This is a genomic window from Streptomyces sp. B21-105 (assembly GCF_036898465.1).
Lineage (GTDB): Bacteria > Actinomycetota > Actinomycetes > Streptomycetales > Streptomycetaceae > Streptomyces.
Map to the genome: position 1 here is coordinate 678,322 of NZ_JARUMJ010000001.1, position 16,653 is coordinate 694,974.

At 70.3% G+C, this 16,653-nt stretch carries 17 protein-coding genes; 6 read left to right on the plus strand and 11 right to left on the minus strand.

All coding sequences use genetic code 11. The features are described 5' to 3' along the window. Positions 1-30: 30 nt before the first annotated feature. The 9 genes from QA802_RS02805 to QA802_RS02845 all read right to left on the minus strand — a co-directional run bounded on the left by QA802_RS02805 (position 31) and on the right by QA802_RS02845 (position 9,193). Entirely contained in the window at positions 31-1,470 is a 1,440-nt protein-coding gene (locus QA802_RS02805; protein WP_334517849.1) for an amino acid permease, read from the minus strand. Continuing rightward, a complete protein-coding gene (locus QA802_RS02810) occupies positions 1,467-2,144 on the minus strand; it encodes a FadR/GntR family transcriptional regulator (RefSeq protein ID WP_319165574.1) in 678 nt (225 codons plus the stop codon). The genes QA802_RS02805 and QA802_RS02810 overlap by 4 nt, the downstream gene beginning before the upstream one ends. Before the next feature lie 162 nt (positions 2,145-2,306). Beyond that, on the minus strand, positions 2,307-3,143 hold the full coding sequence (locus QA802_RS02815) for an undecaprenyl-diphosphate phosphatase (protein ID WP_334517850.1): 837 nt from the start codon (positions 3,141-3,143) through the stop codon (positions 2,307-2,309). A 95-nt stretch (positions 3,144-3,238) separates the two neighbouring features. Then, a complete protein-coding gene (gene crcB, locus QA802_RS02820; RefSeq protein ID WP_334517851.1) occupies positions 3,239-3,604 on the minus strand; it encodes a fluoride efflux transporter CrcB in 366 nt (121 codons plus the stop codon). A gap of 9 nt (positions 3,605-3,613) precedes the next feature. Then, positions 3,614-4,075, minus strand: coding sequence for a DUF190 domain-containing protein (locus QA802_RS02825; RefSeq protein WP_334517852.1), 462 nt, complete (start codon positions 4,073-4,075; stop codon positions 3,614-3,616). Then, entirely contained in the window at positions 4,072-4,527 is a 456-nt protein-coding gene (gene crcB, locus QA802_RS02830; protein ID WP_334517853.1) for a fluoride efflux transporter CrcB, read from the minus strand. Before crcB (QA802_RS02830) ends, QA802_RS02825 begins: the two co-directional genes overlap by 4 nt. 157 nt (positions 4,528-4,684) lie before the next feature. Continuing rightward, on the minus strand, positions 4,685-4,990 hold the full coding sequence (locus QA802_RS02835; RefSeq protein ID WP_334517854.1) for an ArsR family transcriptional regulator: 306 nt from the start codon (positions 4,988-4,990) through the stop codon (positions 4,685-4,687). Positions 4,991-5,496: 506 nt separating this feature from the next. Continuing rightward, complete coding sequence (locus QA802_RS02840; RefSeq protein ID WP_334517855.1) at positions 5,497-7,065, minus strand: glycoside hydrolase family 53 protein; 1,569 nt, start codon at positions 7,063-7,065, stop codon at positions 5,497-5,499. Positions 7,066-7,171: 106 nt separating this feature from the next. Continuing rightward, positions 7,172-9,193: a beta-galactosidase gene (locus QA802_RS02845; protein WP_334517856.1), complete on the minus strand. Its 2,022-nt coding sequence runs from the start codon at positions 9,191-9,193 to the stop codon at positions 7,172-7,174. Between the two features lie 160 nt (positions 9,194-9,353). Here QA802_RS02845 and QA802_RS02850 point away from each other — a divergent pair, with 160 nt between their 5' ends. From QA802_RS02850 to QA802_RS02860, 3 genes are read left to right on the plus strand one after another with little or no spacing between them, the layout of a single operon-like run. Further along, positions 9,354-10,673: an ABC transporter substrate-binding protein gene (locus tag QA802_RS02850; RefSeq protein WP_319165341.1), complete on the plus strand. Its 1,320-nt coding sequence runs from the start codon at positions 9,354-9,356 to the stop codon at positions 10,671-10,673. After that, complete coding sequence (locus tag QA802_RS02855; RefSeq protein ID WP_319165340.1) at positions 10,670-11,593, plus strand: carbohydrate ABC transporter permease; 924 nt, start codon at positions 10,670-10,672, stop codon at positions 11,591-11,593. The genes QA802_RS02850 and QA802_RS02855 overlap by 4 nt, the downstream gene beginning before the upstream one ends. Further along, positions 11,590-12,495: a carbohydrate ABC transporter permease gene (locus QA802_RS02860; RefSeq protein ID WP_319165339.1), complete on the plus strand. Its 906-nt coding sequence runs from the start codon at positions 11,590-11,592 to the stop codon at positions 12,493-12,495. Before QA802_RS02855 ends, QA802_RS02860 begins: the two co-directional genes overlap by 4 nt. 34 nt (positions 12,496-12,529) lie before the next feature. On the opposite strand, the gene QA802_RS02865 is transcribed toward QA802_RS02860, so the two are convergent. After that, entirely contained in the window at positions 12,530-13,726 is a 1,197-nt protein-coding gene (locus QA802_RS02865; RefSeq protein WP_334517857.1) for an RNA-guided endonuclease InsQ/TnpB family protein, read from the minus strand. A gap of 154 nt (positions 13,727-13,880) precedes the next feature. Between QA802_RS02865 and QA802_RS02870 the strand changes: the two genes are divergently transcribed. From QA802_RS02870 to QA802_RS02880, 3 genes are all read left to right on the plus strand, one after another. Then, complete coding sequence (locus QA802_RS02870; protein WP_334517858.1) at positions 13,881-14,909, plus strand: LacI family DNA-binding transcriptional regulator; 1,029 nt, start codon at positions 13,881-13,883, stop codon at positions 14,907-14,909. A gap of 261 nt (positions 14,910-15,170) precedes the next feature. Further along, positions 15,171-15,518 carry a VOC family protein gene (locus tag QA802_RS02875; protein WP_319165337.1) on the plus strand — a complete coding sequence of 116 codons (348 nt, stop codon included), beginning with the start codon at positions 15,171-15,173 and terminating at the stop codon, positions 15,516-15,518. 307 nt (positions 15,519-15,825) lie between these two features. Then, positions 15,826-16,170 carry a MarR family winged helix-turn-helix transcriptional regulator gene (locus QA802_RS02880; RefSeq protein ID WP_334534270.1) on the plus strand — a complete coding sequence of 115 codons (345 nt, stop codon included), beginning with the start codon at positions 15,826-15,828 and terminating at the stop codon, positions 16,168-16,170. Positions 16,171-16,210: 40 nt separating this feature from the next. Here the strand turns inward: QA802_RS02880 and QA802_RS02885 are convergent, their stop codons facing one another. Next, positions 16,211-16,609 carry an SseB family protein gene (locus QA802_RS02885; protein ID WP_334517859.1) on the minus strand — a complete coding sequence of 133 codons (399 nt, stop codon included), beginning with the start codon at positions 16,607-16,609 and terminating at the stop codon, positions 16,211-16,213. Positions 16,610-16,653 lie beyond the last annotated feature (44 nt).

The window sequence follows — 16,653 nt, forward strand, 5'->3', positions numbered from 1 at the left end:
TCGGTGGGCGGCGGGCGGCCGGCGACGGGGTCACGCGTCGGCCCGGGAGGAGGTGCGGGCGTGGTTGCGGCGGACGGCGTACCACCCGGCGACCAGCGCCCCGGCGATCAGCGGCAGGCACAGCACGGTGGTGCGTCCGGCGCCGCCGTCGGCGTACATGAGGACCAGGACCGAGGCGAGGAAGAGCAGCGTCACCAGTTCGGTCCAGGGGGAGCCCGGCAGCCGGTAGCCGGGGCGGGTCAGCTCGCCCTTCTGGGTCTTCTGCCAGAAGAGGAGGTGACAGATCATGATCATGCCCCAGGTGGCGAGGATCCCGATCGCCGCGAAGTTCAGGACGATCTCGAAGGCGCTCGCCGGGACGACGAAGTTCAGGCCGACGCCGAGGACGCAGATGCCGCTGGTGAGCAGGATGCCGCCGTAGGGGACCTGGCTGCGGCTCATGACCGAGGTGAACTTCGGCGCGGAGCCGGACATCGCCATGGAGCGCAGGATGCGGCCGGTGGAGTACAGGCCGGAGTTGAGGGAGGACATGGCCGCGGTGAGGACGACGAGGTTCATGACCCCGCCGGCCGCCGGGATGCCGACGTTGGACAGGACCGTCACGAAGGGGCTCTCGCCGGAGGTGTACTTGTTCCACGGCAGCAGCATCGACAGCAGGACCACCGAGCCGACGTAGAACAGGCCCACCCGCCACATGATCGAGTTGATCGCCTTCGGCATGATCTTCTCGGGGTTCTCGGTCTCGCCGGCGGCGACGCCGACCAGTTCGACGGAGGCGTAGGCGAAGACCACGCCCTGGATGATCAGCAGCATGGGCAGCAGGCCGCTCGGGAAGATGCCGCCGTTGTCGGTGATGAGGGAGGGGCCGGGGGTGGCGCCGTCCACCGGGTGCCGGGTGACCAGCAGGAAGATCCCGATGCACATGAAGATCACCAGGGCGCTGACCTTGACGATGGCGAACCAGAACTCCAGTTCGCCGAAGATCCTCACGGAGATCAGGTTCACGGTGAGCACCACGGCCAGCGCGATGAGCGCGATCACCCACTGGGGTATGTCGGAGAACATGCCCCAGTAGTGGGTGTAGAGGGCGACCGCGGTGATGTCGGCGATGCCGGTGGTGGCCCAGTTCAGGAAGTACATCCAGCCGGCCGTGTACGCGCCCTTCTCGCCCATGAACTCGCGGGCGTAGGACACGAAGGCGCCGGAGGAGGGGCGGTACAGGACGAGTTCGCCCAGGGCGCGCACCACGAGGAAGGCGAAGATTCCGCAGACCGCGTAGGCGATGAAGAGAGAGGGTCCGGCGTCGGCGAGCCGGCCGCCGGCGCCGAGGAAGAGGCCGGTGCCGATGGCGCCGCCGATGGCGATCATGTTGACGTGGCGGGACTTCAGCGACTTGCTGTAGCCCTCGTCTCCGGCGTCGACGTGAGGGGTGGAGGGGCGCGTCTCGTCTTTGAGGTGCTGGTCGCTCACGCCTCGGGTCCGCCTTCCAGGGGGGTGTCCTTGCCTGCGGCGCGGACGATGTCGGTGAGGGTGGTCTCGACGCGGTCGAGGTGGTGGCTCATGGCCTCCACGGCGTCGGTCTCGGAACCGTCGATCAGCGCCTCGACGATCGCCCGGTGCTCGCGGTTGGACTGTTCGCGCCGGCCGCCGAGTTCGTTGAGGAAGGCCGACTGACGCGCCAGTGCGTCCCGGATCTCCTCGATGACCCGGCGGAAGACCGGGTTCTGGGCGGCTTCGGCGACGGCCAGGTGGAAGAGGGTGTCCATCGCGACCCACGCGGTGGTGTCCGTCTCCCGCTCCATGCGGTCGAGCAGATGGGCGAGGTGGTCCAGGTTCTCCGGCGTGCGGCGCCGGGCCGCGTACCCGGCGACCGGGATCTCGACGTGGCGGCGCACCTCGAGCAGGTCGCTGGCCGCGTAGTCGCCGAAGGTGGGGTCCTCGACGGTGTTGGCGACCACGAAGGTGCCCTTGCCGGTCTTGGCGACCGTCAGGCCCATGGTCTGCAGGGCGCGCAGCGCCTCCCGCAGCACGGGCCGGGACACCTCGAGGGTGCGGCAGAGCTCCGCCTCGGAGGGGAGCTTGTCGCCGATGGCGTACTCGCCGCGTTCGATGGCGCCGCGAAGGTGGGTGAGCACCGCTTCCATGGCGCTGACGCGCCGCGGGATCCGCCCACCTGTCTGGCTGTCTGACAGGTTCACGGGACAGATACTCCGGGTGGTCCGAGGGCCCTGTCAAGGCGGCTGAAGACAAAAATTCAGGGGCGGGCGACCTGTAAGGCAACGCCCGCCCGCGGAGGGTCCGGCGGCTCAGCTGTCGAGGACCCCGGAGGCCAGCAGCCCGAACAGGGCCAGGCCGACGACGATCCGGTAGACGACGAACGCGTTGAAGGAGTGCTTGGCGACGAATTTCAGCAGCCAGGCGATGGACGCGTAGGCGACCACGAAGGACACCGCGGTGCCGACGGCCAGGGGCGCCGCGCCGGCGCCGGTGCCCAGGGCGTCCTTCAGCTCGTAGATGCCGGCGCCGGTGAGGGCGGGGATGCCGAGGAAGAACGACAGACGGGTGGCGGCGACCCGGTCCAGGTCCAGGATGAGCGCGGTGGACATGGTGGCGCCGGAGCGGGAGAAGCCGGGGAAGAGCAGTGCGAGGATCTGGGAGCTGCCGACCAGCATCGCGTCCTTGAACGAGGTGTCGTCCTCGCCCCGCTTGTGCCGGCCCATCTGGTCGGCCGCCCACATCACTGCGCTGCCGACGATGAGCGAGCCCGCCACCACCCACAGCGAGGCCAGCGGCCCCTCGATCAGCGGCTTCGCGGCGAGTCCGACGACCACGATCGGGATCGTCGCGTAGATCACCCACCACGCGAACCGGTAGTCGTGGTGGTGGCGCTCCTCGCGGTCGCGCAGTCCGCGGAACCAGGCCGACACGATGCGCACGATGTCCTTGCGGAAGTACACGAGCACCGCGGCGATCGCCCCGACCTGGATGACGGCGGAGAACCCGACGACGGCGTCGTCGTCCACCGGTATGTGCATCAGCCCCTCGGTGATCTTCAGATGACCGGTGGAGGAGACGGGGAGGAACTCGGTCACTCCCTCGACGGCTCCGAGGACGACGGCCTGGCCGACGGAGATGGCGCTCATGGAATCCAGTTCTGAGGAGACGAATCGGTCGACGGCGTGGTGGACGCCCCGGTGTCGGAGACAGTCCTACCAGGCCCGGGACGCGGCGGACGTCTTCACGACCACGCCCACTGCCCGAGGGCGACCCCGGCGAACGCCGCCCCCAGACCCACGAGCACGCTCCCGACGGCGTTGGCCGCGGCCTGCAGTCCGGCGCCGGTCTCGGTCAGTCGCAGCGTCTCGTACGAGAACGTGGAGTACGTGGTCAGCGCCCCGCACAGCCCCGTCCCCAGGAACAACCGCAGGTCGGGGCCGACCGCCGCGGCGCCGGTCAGGGTGCCGAGGACCAGGCAGCCGACGACGTTGACGACGAAGGTGCCCCAGGGGAAGACGGAGTCGTGCCGGGACTGCACCACGCGGTCGGTCAGGTAGCGCAGCGGCGCGCCGATCATGCCGCCGGCGACGACCACCAGCCAGTTCACAACGAGTTCTTACCCTTCATGTCCGAATCGTCCCCGCTGGTCAGCGCTGCTTCCGCCGCCGTGCCGGTGGCCGTTCGAGTCTCCGTCTCCGGTCCCGTTCGGTTCCTCTCCGGTCCCGGTCCCGGTCCCGTCGCCGCCTCGGCCGGCGTATCTGAGGACACGGCACTCATCGAGCACCACCAGTCCCTCCGTGACCAGCTCGTCGAGCTGCGGCAGGAAGGCCTCCACCCGTTCCGGCGTGTCGACGATCACGACGGCGACCGGCAGGTCCTCGCTGAGCGAGAGCAGCCGCGAGGTGTGGATCAGCGAGGACGCGCCGAAGCCCTCGACGCCGCGGAAGACGCTGGCCCCCGCGAGACCGGCCGCGTGGGCGCGGTGCACGATCTCCGAGTACAGAGGCCTGTGCCGCCAGGTGTCGTTCTCGCCGACGAAGACGGTCAGCCGCAGGGCGCCGCCGGTGAGGCGGGTCATCGCCGCCCCCGCGAGAGGACGCCGCGGGTGGCCGTGGCAGCCAGCCACACGACGGCGAGCGCCGCGGCCAGGGTCGCGGCGAGGTAGGCCAGGGCGGTGCCGGTGCGGCCCGCGTCGAGCAGCTTCTGGATGTCGACGGCGTACGTCGAGAAGGTGGTGAAGCCGCCGAGCACCCCGGTGCCGAAGAACGGCCGCACCAGCCGGTGGACCGTCACGACCTCGGTGATCACCACCAGGAAGACGCCGATCACCGCGCAGCCGACCACGTTCACCCAGAACGTCGTCCAGGGGAAGCCGCCGGCCCCGGTGGGCCACCGCAGGGCCGCGGCGTACCGGGCGGCGGCGCCGACGCCACCGCCGAGGGCCACTACGGCGACCACCGGGAGCTGACCCGAGCGGGCCGTCCTGCGCGGGGCCCCGGTACGGAGGCCCTCGGCGTGTGGGGCTGTCATGTCGTCACGTCTCCTGCCCGGTCCGCCCGCCCCGCCGGATCCCGAGTGATCACGGCCGGGCACCAGCGTAGTTCCCGCGAGCCGGAGCGACGACGCGGTAGGCAGCGCTGCGCGAGCGCGGCCGGGTCCGTCCGCCCCCCCGCTACCGGCCCTTCCGCTACCAGCCCTTCTCGAACATGCGCGCCACTTCGGCGATGCGCATCTCGTCGCGCCGGTAGTAGGTGCGGTGTCTGATCCGTGTGGCGTGCAGCAGGCCGATGCCGGCGAGCAGGGCGATGCCGGCGAGCAGGGCGAGGTGGGTGTCGGCCACTCGCCGGCGCACGCCGAGTTTCGCCGCGACGACGTCCGCGGTGACGCCGATCTGGACGAGGTCGCCGTGCCGCGGCTGCGGAAAGTGCCGGGCCGGCTCCTTCAGCCACTCCAGGATGTCGAGTCGCCGCTCACTTGCGGGAGTCCTCAGCATCGTCGTCCCCTCCGTCCGAGCGTCTCCGATCGTCGTCACGCCCTGGTGCCGGTGGGCTGCACGGGGCAGCCACTTCCGGCCCGTGTGAGCGTGTCCCTCCGGACGCTTGCCCGCGGACCTGTGGGGCCGGTGGGGGAGGGTGCCCTGCGTCGCCTGGGCGCGGGGCGTGTGGTGCGCCGCCGGGCGGGACCGGTCTTGGACCGGTCGGCCCGGCTGGTCTTCGTGGCCGGGGTGATGACGGCTGTGGTCTCGAGCTTGGCCACCACCGAGCGGATGCTCATGGTGCCGGTGGCGCGGTCGGTGACGGTTTTCGTCTGGTGGGCCAGGCCGCGTGCACGGACCCGCCGTGTCCCGAACTCCGCGCGCCTCGTCCCGGTTCGAACGCCCCTGCCGCACACGGCCGTTGGAGGTCCGGACCGGAGCGGGCGGGGAAGCCGGGCGGAAAGGACGGGCGAGGGCCCGGCCGCGGGAGTGCGGCCGGGCCCACGCGGTGCGAGGCCGGTGGGTCAGCGGTGACCGAACCAGGACATCGAGGACAGCGCCCTGTCGTCGTAGCCGAACAGGGCCTGGTTCTCCCAGCCGTTGCCGGAGGAGGCGTCGGCCGGGTCCCAGCCGTTGCCGGCGACGGCCGTCCAGGTGGACTCCCAGTAGAAGACGCCGAGCCCGCGGCCGCCCGGGACGGCCTCCACGATGCTCGCCACGTCGTTCATCCACCGGGTCTGGCCAAAGACGGAGGCCGGGTATCCGGACACGAGCTCGCTCGGCAGGTCGATGATGTTCTCGTGCGCGTCCTCGCTGTCCAGCCGAAAGGGATAGGCCGTCTCGGCGACGTAGACCGGCTTGGCGTAGCGGGCGGCCGCGTCGTCGAGGGTGGTCTGGAAGTCGGCGAGCGTGCCGTGCCAGTAGCCGTAGTACGACAGGCCGATGACGTCGAACTTCACGCCGTGGGAGACGGCGTTGTCGAACCACCAGCGGGTGCCGGCCAGGTCCCCGCCCTTGGCGAGGTGCAGCGCCACGGGGGTGGCGGAATTGACCGCCTTGACCGCGGAGTAGCCGGAGTTGAGCAGTCCGGCCAGCTGTGACCAGTTGGCGGTGGAGCCCGCCGACCACAGCATGCCGCCGTTGATCTCGTTGCCGACCTGCACCATGTCGGCGGTGGTGCCCTGCGCCTTGAGGGCTCCCAGGACGTCGTGGGTGTGCTGGTAGACGTCCGTCTTCAACTGGCTGTAGGAGTGTCCGGCCCAGACGGAGGGCACGGTCTGCGCGCCCGGGTCGGCCCAGGTGTCGGAGTAGTGGAAGTCCACCAGGAGCTTCATGCCGCGGGCCTTGACGCGCTTGGCCGCCGTCAGGACCCGGGCCTTGTTGTTGTAGCCGTCGGCCGGGTTCACCCAGACCTTCAGCCGGGCGTAGTTCTGCCCGGCGTTCCTGAGGACGGCGAGCGGGTCCTGGGCGGTGCCGGAGCCGTTCCGGTAGACGCCGCCGAGGGCTTCGCTCTTGACGAGCGACGACACGTCCGAGCCCTTGACGGTGAGGCCGGTGGAGCCCGGCGTGAAGGTGAGGTCGTCGACGTTGATCCAGTTCCCGGCGGCCGCGTCGGAGTTGACGCTGACGGTGCACTGGTTGTTCGTCACCGCGACGGAGGTGACGATCCGGATCCATCCGCTGGAGGAGACCGGGATGTCGGTGCGCTGCTCGGCGCCGCCGCAGTTCTTCAGCGCGATGTACGCGGACTTCTGGCCGCCGCCGGAGCGCACCCAGGCGGTGAGCTTGTAGGAGCCGTTGGTGAGCCCGGACAGGTACTGGTACGTCTCGACCTTGTAGGCGGCTGCCGAGTAGTGCGAGAGGCGGTAACCGCCGCTGTGGCCACCGGACTCGGTGAACGAGGCGGAGTTCTGGCCGGCAGCCGAGTACGTCGACCAGCCGGCCGGTGCGGCGGTGCCGGTGCCGCCCGTCTCGAAGCCGCCGTTGGTGAGCGTGGCGGCCGCTTGCGCGCTCTGTGCGGGCAGGGCGGTGAGGGCGAGGCCCGCGGCGAGCGGCAGCAGCAGGGCCCTGAGCGTGCGTCTGGGATGGAACATCGTCGTCCGTCGTCCCTTCGACGTGATGGGGGTGGGGTTCCCTCGTGGTGGTGAGGGACCCCCTTTGCCCGCGGCTCGCGGCTCCACGGGCGAAGGGGGAGTCGGCTCAGCCGTCGAGTCGCACGACCCGTACGGCTCCCGCCGGGACCGCGAGGCGGCCGGCGGCACGTTCACCGGTCAGCAGTTCGGTGCCGGGAGTCTCCAGCGGCACCTTGACGTCGGCGGCGGTGTGGTTGATCGCAAAGAGGTAGCTGCCCGTCTCGCCGGATCGGCGCACCACCTCCACGTCCCGGGGCAGTTCGGCGCGCGGGGCGATCCCCGCGTCCTCGGCGGCGCGGCCGATCAGCGCGTCGAGGCCGTCGGGGCCGAGGCGGGTGGAGACGTACCAGGCGGTCCCCTCGCCGAGGCGGTGGCGGGTGACGGCGGGGCGGCCGGCGGTGAGGCCGTCGGCGTAGGTCCAGACGGTCTCGGCGCCGCGCGGCACCACGAACTCCGTCCACACGTCGCCGGCGAGTTCGCCGCCGTCGGGCCCGGTGACGCGCACGCTCTCGCCCTGGAGCAGCGGCGAGAACTCCTCGACGGTCAGGCCGAGGACGTCACGGAGCACGCCGGGGTAGGAGCCCTCGTGGACGGCGTCGTGCTCGTCGACGATGCCGGAGAAGTAGGACACGACGAGGGTGCCCCCGTTCTCGACGTACTGCGTGAGGTTGCGACCGGCCGCCGCCGTCATCAGGTACAGGGCGGGGACGACGACCAGCGGGTACCGGGAGAGGTCGGCCTCGGGGTGGGCGAAGTCGACGGTGAGGTGGCGGTCGTGGAGCGTCTCGTAGAAGGCGTCGGCGCGTTCGCGGGGGTCGGCGTCCTCGCTGGGGCGCCAGGCGAGGTTCTGCGCCCACCAGGATTGCCAGTCCCACAGGACGGCCGCGTCGGCGACGGTGCGGGTGCCGCGGATCGCGCCCAGGGAGTCGAGGACCGCGCCGAGTTCGACGACCTCGCGCCACACCCGCGTGTCGGTGCCGCCGTGCGGGACCATCGCGGAGTGGAACTTCTCGGCGCCGCGCCGGGACTGCCGCCACTGGAAGAACATGGCTCCCTCGGAGCCGCGTGCCACGTGCGCCAGCGAGTTGCGGGCCATCTGGCCGGGGGCCTTGGCGGGGTTGCGCGGCTGCCAGTTGATGCCCGAGGTGGAGTGCTCGAGCAGGATCCAGGGGGCGCCGCCCGCGACGGAGCGGGTGAGGTCGGCGGCCATGGCGAGGTTGACGTGGGTGCGGCGGCCGTCGGTGATCAGGTAGTGGTCGTTGGTGACGATGTCGACCTCGCGGCCCCAGGCCCAGTAGTCGACGGAGTCGCACTGACTGAGGGCGGTCATGAAGTTGGTCGTGACCGGGACGCCGGGCGCGAGACGGTGCAGGAGGTCCCGCTCCGCGCAGAAGTTCTCGCGCATGGTCGCGTCGGCGAACCGCTTGTAGTCCAGGGCCTGGCCCGGGTTGCCGACGGTCGGGGTGGCGCGCGGCGGGTTGACGTCCTCGAAGCTCGCGTAGCGCTGGCCCCAGAAGGCGGTGCCCCAGGCCGCGTTGACGGCGTCGACCGTGCCGTACGTCGTCTCCAGCCAGCGGCGGAAGTGGGCGGCGCAGGAGTCGCAGTAGCAGGCGGAGACGGGGACGCCGTACTCGTTGTGCACGTGCCACATCGCCAGCGCCGGGTGGTCGCCGTAGCGCTCGGCGAGACGGGTGGTGATGTTCGCGGCGGCCGCGCGGTAGTCCGCGTTGCTGTGGCAGATCGCGCCGCGGGAGCCGAACTCGTAGCGCATCCCCTCGGCGGTCACCGGCAGGGCGTCGGGGTGGCGGCGGTAGAACCAGACCGGCGGCGACACGGTGGGGGTGCCGAGGTCGACGCGGATGCCGTGCTCGTGCAGCAGGTCGATCACCCGGTCGAGCCAGCCGAAGTCGTACTCCCCCGGCGCGGGTTCGAGGAGGGCCCAGGAGAAGATCCCGACGCTGACCATGGTGACGCCGGCCTCCCGCATCAGCCGGACGTCGTCCTGCCAGACGGATTCCGGCCACTGCTCGGGGTTGTAGTCCCCACCGAAGGCGAGCCCGGTGAGGCCCTTGGGGGTGGTCTCCGGCATGGATCTCTCCCGTTTAATTCGATCATTTGGGAACGTGCACACACGCGATCAGCGGTGTGAGGCCAACATAACCGCACAGCAACAACCATTGACAAGTGGCCGGGATGTTTCTCTACTGTGAACGCTCACAGACACCAGAACCCAGGTCAGGGAGAAATCCATGTCCATCACGAAGCGTCGTCGCCTCGTGGCAACTGCTGTTGCCGTCGCTCTTGGCAGCACCGCCCTCGCCGCCTGCGGCTCGTCCGACGAGGACGGCGGCGCCGAGTCCGGTCCGGTCTCGCTCACGTACTGGACGTGGACGCCCGGCATGGACAAGGTCGTCGACCTGTGGAACAAGGGCCAGGGCAAGAAGGACCGGATCACGGTCACGGTGAAGAAGCAGGCGTCCGGCGACACGCTGATCACCAAGATCCTCACCGCGCACAAGGCCGGCAAGGCCCCCGACCTGGTCCAGGCCGAGTACCAGGCGCTGCCCACGCTGGTCAGCAATGACGCCCTCGCGGACATAGGCAAGGACGTCGGCGACGCGAAGAGCAAGTTCGCGGACGGCGTCTGGCAGCAGACGACCCTGGGCACGGACGCCGTCTACGCGGTGCCGCAGGACATCGGGCCGATGATGTTCTACTACCGCGCCGACCTCTTCAAGAAGTACGGCCTGACGGTCCCCACGACCTGGGAGCAGTTCGCCGAGACGGCCCGCGCGCTGAAGAAGAAGGCCCCGGACACCGACCTCACCACGTTCTCCGCCAACGACTCCGGTCTCTTCGCGGGCCTCGCCCAGCAGGCCGGCGCCAAGTGGTGGACCACCTCCGGCGACAAGTGGAAGGTCGGCATCGACGACGCGGCCACCAAGAAGGTCGCCGGCTTCTGGGGCGGCCTGGTCAAGGAGGGCGCCGTCGACAACCAGCCGATGTACACCCCGGCCTGGAACAAGGCGCTCAACACCGGCAAGCAGATCGCCTGGGTCTCCGCCGTGTGGGCGCCGGGCACGCTGACCACCGCCGCGCCCGACACCAAGGGCAAGTGGGCGATGGCCCCGCTCCCCCAGTGGTCCGCCGGCGAGAACGTCACCGGCAGCTGGGGCGGATCGTCCACGGCCGTGACGACGGACTCCGAGCACAAGGCGGCCGCCGCGAAGTTCGCCGCCTGGCTCAACACCGACGGCGACGCCCTCAACGCGCTGGCCAAGGAGGGCGGCATCTACCCGGCCTCCACGTCCGCCCAGCTCAGCGGCGCCTTCATCACCCCGCCGGACTACTTCTCGAACCAGGCGGACTTCTACACCACCGCCGCGAAGATCGCGAAGACCACGGCGCCCTCGGCCTGGGGCCCGAACGTGAACGTGGCCTACACGAGCTTCAAGGACGCGTTCGGCGCGGCCGCCAAGAACAAGTCGGACTTCTCCGCCGCTCTGGACAAGATGCAGTCGGACACGGTCGCCGACATGAAGAAGCAGGGCTTCGGGGTCTCCGAGTGACCACCGCACGCCGGACGTCGTACGGGGTCAAGGGCGCCCCGTACGCGTTCCTCGTCCCCGCCGCCGTCCTCTTCGCGCTGTTCTTCGCGCTCCCCATCGGGTACGCGGTCTGGCTCAGCTTCCACAAGGTGCGCGTCTCGGGCCTCGGCCTGGGCGCGGGCGCCCGCAAGGAGGTCTGGGCCGGCCTGGAGAACTACACCGACGCCCTCACCGACAGCGAGCTGGTCCACGGCGCGCTGCGCGTCCTCGGGTACGGCTGCATCGTCGTCCCCGTCATGCTGGGCCTGGCGCTGCTGTTCGCGCTGATGCTCGACTCCGAGAAGGCACGGCTCGCCCCGTTCACCCGGCTCGCGATCTTCCTGCCGTACGCCATTCCCGGCGTCGTGGCGGCGCTGCTGTGGGGCTTTCTGTACCTGCCGGACGTCAGCCCCTTCTACTACGTTCTCGGGAAGCTGGGCCTGCCGCAGCCGGACCTGCTGGACGGCGGTCCGCTCTACCTCGCCCTGTCGAACATCGCGGTCTGGGGCGGCACCGGCTTCAACATGATCGTCATCTACACCTCGTTGCGGGCCATCCCGGCCGAGGTGCACGAGGCGGCGAAGCTGGACGGTGCGACCCCGCTGCAGACCGCCCTGCGGATCAAGATCCCGATGGTGGCGCCCTCGCTGGTGCTGACCTTCTTCTTCTCGATCATCGCCACCCTCCAGGTGTTCAACGAGCCGACCACCCTCAAACCGCTCACCAACTCCGTGTCCACGACGTGGAGTCCGCTGATGAAGGTGCACCGGGACGCGTTCGGCACGGGTGACGTCTACCAGGCGGCCGCCGAGGCCGTGATCATCTCCCTGGCCACGCTGGTGCTGTCCTTCGGCTTCCTGCGGGCCGCGAACCGCCGTAACAGGCAGGAAGCGGCGTCATGAGTGCACTCGCCGTCCACAAGGCCCCCTCCACGGCCGGCGCGACCGGCGCCGCGCGCGGGCGTCCGCCGCTGCGCGGCCGGATCGCCCTGATCCCCACGGTCACCCTGCTGCTGGGCGCCGTGTACTGCCTGCTGCCGGTCGCCTGGGTGGTCATCGCGTCCACCAAGTCCGGCCGTGAGCTGTTCTCCACGTTCACCTTCCTGCCGGGCACGGGTTTCACGGACAACCTCAAGGACCTCAACTCCTACCGCGACGGCGTGTACTGGACGTGGATGGGCAACTCCGCGCTGTACGCGGGGATCGGCGCGCTGCTGTCGACCTGCGTGTCGGCGTTCAGCGGCTACGCCCTCGCCGTGTACCGCTTCCGCGGCCGGGAGCCGATCTTCAACATCCTGCTCGCGGGTGTGCTGATGCCGCCGGTCATCCTGGCCGTCCCGCAGTACCTGCTGCTGGCCCAGGCCGACCTCACGGACTCGTACTGGTCCGTGCTGCTGCCGCAGATCCTGTCGCCCTACGGCGTCTATCTCGCCCGCATCTACGCGGCCGCGGCCGTGCCCGGCGACGTGGTGGAGGCCGGACGGATGGACGGCGCGAGCGAGTGGCGGATCTTCAGCCGGATCGCGCTGCCGATGATGATCCCCGGGCTGGTGACGGTGTTCCTGTTCCAGTTCGTGGCGGTGTGGAACAACTTCCTGCTGCCGTACATCATGCTCAGCGACGACGAGAGGTTCCCGATCACGCTCGGCCTGTTCACGCTGCTGGAGCAGGGGGCCAACCAGCCCGCGCTGTACACGCTGGTGATCACCGGCGCGTTCCTGGCCGTGATCCCGCTGGTGGCGCTGTTCCTGGTCGTCCAGCGGTTCTGGAGTCTTGATCTGCTGTCCGGAGCCGTAAAGTCATGACCTTGACGCTCCCCTCCCTGAAGGGAGGAGGTTCTTACGGCTCGCGCCGTGAGACTTCCTGTTTCATCGCCGACTGCCCGCCCGGAGTACTCCGTTGAGGTCTTACACCGGCTCCACAGGCCGACACCGCCCGTCCGGCGGCCAGCAGGTTCTTCGCCGCGTTCACGTCCCGGTCGTGGGTCGTGCCACAGCTGTCGCACGTCCACATGCGGACGTGCAGCGGCATCTTCTCCTGGAGGGCGCCGCAAGCGGAGCACAGCCTGGACGAGGGGAAGAAGCGGTCCACCGCGATCACTTCCCGCCCGTGCCAGGCGGCCTTGTACTCCAGCATGCTCCGGAACTGCGACCACGCCGCGTCGCTGACGGCGCGGGCCAGGGTCCGGTTCTTGACCATGTTGCGCACGGTCAGGTCCTCGATCACGATCGTTTGGTTCTCACGAACGAGTCGAGTGGTCAGCTTGTGCAGCCCGTCACGGCGACGGTCGGCGATACGGGCATGGATCCTGGCGACCTTGCGCGCCGCCTCGGCGCGATTCGCCGACCCCTTGGCCTTCTTCGCCAGACGACGCTGGGCCAGGGCGAGGCGGGAACGGTCCTTGCGCTCGTGCCTGGGGTTGGCGACCTTCTCGCCGGTGGAGAGCGTCAGGAGGTGATCGAGGCCGACGTCCACGCCGACGGCGGCATCGCTCACGGGCAGCGGCTTGAGCGTCGGGTCGTCGCACAGCATCGAGACGTGCCAGCGCCCGGCTGCGTCCTGGGAGACGGTCACCGTGGACGGCTCGGCGCCCTGCGGGAGCGGCCGGGACCACACGACGTCGAGCGGCTCACGCATCTTGGCGAGCGTCAGTTCGCCGTCGCGGAAGCGGAAACCGCTGGTGGTGTACTCGGCGGACTTGCGGGACCTCTTCTTCGACTTGAAGCGCGGGTACTTCGCCCGCTTGCCGAAGAAGTGGGTGAACGCGGCTTGCAGATGGCGCAGGCATTGCTGGAGCGGCACGGAAGAGACCTCGTTGAGGAACGCCAGTTCCTCGGTCTTCTTCCACGCCGTCAGCATGGCCGACGTCTGGTTGTAGTTCACCCGCTCCTGCCGCGTCCATGCCTGTGTGCGGGCGGCGAGGGCCATGTTGTAGACCTTGCGGACACAGCCGAACGTGCGCGACAGCTCTGCCGCCTGCTCGTCCGTGGGATAGAAGCGGCACTTGAACGCCCGCTTCACCTGCGTCGTGGTCACTCTCACAAACTAGCGTTACGCCAGGTGAAGCTCAAACCCGCTGGTCAGAGCGCGGTCTTTCGCCCAGGAGGCGAAACCCCGCATCTTGCCCTGCTCCGCAGGAGTCCGTTTCCTCTCCGCCTTCTGAAGGACGGAGTATCCACGGAGGTTCCCGATGAACAATGGTGCGGGGGGCCGGCGCAGACCGCCGACCATCCACGACGTGGCGCGCGAGGCGGGGGTCTCCCGGGGCACCGTCTCGCGGGTGCTCAACGGCGGCCACTATGTCAGCCCCGCGGCGGCGGAGGCGGTCAACGCCGCCATCCGCAGGACGGGTTACGTCGTGAACCGGCACGCCCGCTCGCTGATCACCGGCCGGTCCGACTCCGTGGGCTTCCTGCTGACGGAGCCCCAGGAGCGGTTCTTCGAGGACCCCAACTTCAACGTCCTGCTGCGCGGCTGCACCCAGGCGCTGGCCGCGCACGACGTTCCCCTCCTGCTGATGCTGGCCGGCACCGAGGACGAGCGCCGGCGCATCACGCGGTACATCACCGCCGGGCACGTCGACGGGGTGCTGCTGGTCTCCAGCCACTTCGGGGACCCGATCGCCACCGAGCTGGGGGAGGCGGGGGTGCCCCTGGTCGCCTGCGGCAAGCCGATGGGGATCGGCGCGAAGGTGAGCTACGTGGCCGCCGACGACCGTGACGGCGCCCGGGACATGGTGCGGCATCTGCTGGCGCGGGGCCGTCGGCGCATCGGCGTGGTCACCGGCCCGCTGGACACCCCGGGCGGTGTGGAGCGGCTCGCCGGATACCGGGAGGTGCTCGCCGAGGCGGGCGTCCCCTACGACGAACGGCTCGTCGTGTCCGGCGACTACAGCCGGGCCAGCGGCGAGGCCGGCGCGGAGCTGCTGCTGGCCCAGGCGCCGGAGCTGGACGCGGTGTTCGTCGCGTCCGACCTGATGGCGCAGGGCGTGCTGGCGGTGCTGCAGCGGGCGGGGCGGCAGGTGCCGCAGGACGTGGCGGTCGGCGGCTTCGACGACTCCCCTGCGGCCACCGCCGCCAGCCCCTCCCTCACCACCATCCGCCAGCCCTGGGACCGGATCAGCAGCGAGATGGTCCGGGTGCTCCTCGCCCAGATCGGCGGCGAGGACCCCTCGGCGGTGATCCTGCCGACGGAACTGGTCCGACGCGAGTCCACCTGACCCCGTGGCCCGCCCGGCCGCCCGGTGCGGAACCGGCTCGGGTCAGGCTGAGCGCGGCCCGGACCGGGGTCGGGCCGGGTCGGCGGCGGGTGGGTGGTGGTGGTGCCCGGAGGGGGCCGCGGGGCGGGGAAACGGACGGGAGCCGCGAGCGGTCAGGATCGGAGAAGCGGTGCGGCGCGTTCTCGTCCTAGCGTGGGAACCACGAGAACACGGAGGTGTTCCCGGGTACCGCATCCGCATCACTTCACCGAGGAGAGCCTCATGGCCGCCGGACTGCAGACGATCATCTACCCCGTCAAGGACGTCGAGCGGGCGAAGGCCCTGTTCACCGCGCTGCTGGGGGTCGAGCCGTATGCCGACCAGCCGTACTACGTCGGCTACAAGGCGGCCGGCCAGGACGTCGGACTGAACCCGAACGGCCACGCCCAAGGGCTGACCGGGCCGGTCCCCTACTGGCACGTCACCGACATCCGGGACCGTCTCGCGGCGCTGCTGGCGGCGGGCGCCGAGGTGCTCCAGGACGTCCAGGACGTCGGCAACGGCCGGCTCATCGCCTCCGTGAAGGACACGGACGGGAACCTGGTGGGGCTCCTCCAGGACCCCGCCTGAGGACGGACCTCCCACCACCGTATGCACTCGCACTAATTGCATCGTCAACAAATGGCCCGGACGGCGTTACGATGTGGGTGTGACTCCTCCCCCTCGTGAACGAGGCGGCTTCTCGCGTGGGTTCGAAAGCCCTCATGACGGCCAAGCCCTGACCGCTGCCGAAGCGGATACGCAGAGTGCCACGTCGCTACACGGCGTAGAAAATCAGGGTGCGTCTCCCTTCCCGGTTGAAGCCGGGGATACCCGCGCGAGATCAGGGACGGCAGCGAAAACGGCCGGTACAGGCCTCGAGGAGCGGTGGCGGGACATCCTGTCGGTGCACGCCCGCACGATGTGCGAGATCGACCGCGCGCTGCATCCGCACGGCCTGGGAGCAAGCGACTTCGAGGTGCTCGACATCCTCGCCTCCCAGGCTCCCCGGGCGGGCGATCAGTGCCGGGTGCAGAATCTCGTCGGACGGGTGCACCTCAGTCAGAGCGCGCTGTCCCGTCTCATCGGCCGCCTGGAGAAGGAAGGCCTGGTGGAACGCTCGATCTGCGCCGAGGACCGGCGCGGGGTGTGGGTCGCCCTGACCCGCAAGGGCCGCGACCTGCACACCGAGGTCCTGCCCCTGCAGCGGGCGGTGCTGGAGCGGATGCTGACCGGATCCTAGGCAGGGCCGGCGCCCTTGTCGGCGCCCCGGCCCGTGCCGCTCAGCGGACGAGCAGGGTGCGCACTCCTTCGGACGTGAGCGTCAGCGGGTGGTCGCCGGCCGCGTCGATGGACAGGGACAGCTCGCCGGTCGGCCACTGCGCGGCGAGCGCGCCGAGCGGCACCAGCCGGTAGCGGTCGACCTCGGGCAGCAGGCCGGCCATCTCCGGCTCGGAGGTGAACACCGGCACCACGGGCGCTCCCCCGGGCTGTTCGAGAACGGGCAGTGCGACGGTGGCCGGGTTGGTGATGTCCTCGTCGACGGCGTCGTCGGGCACCGGCACGAGCACGTCGCTGTGCGCGAGTGTGTCCAGCGCCGAGGCGTCCTCGGTGTCCCGGGCCAGCGCGTCCAGCGCCAGTGCCGCCGGGTTGTCGGTGCGGTCGTGTGCGGGCGTCTCCATGTCGTCTCCCCAGGTAGCAGCGGTCCGGCTCGCGTACCCGGGGA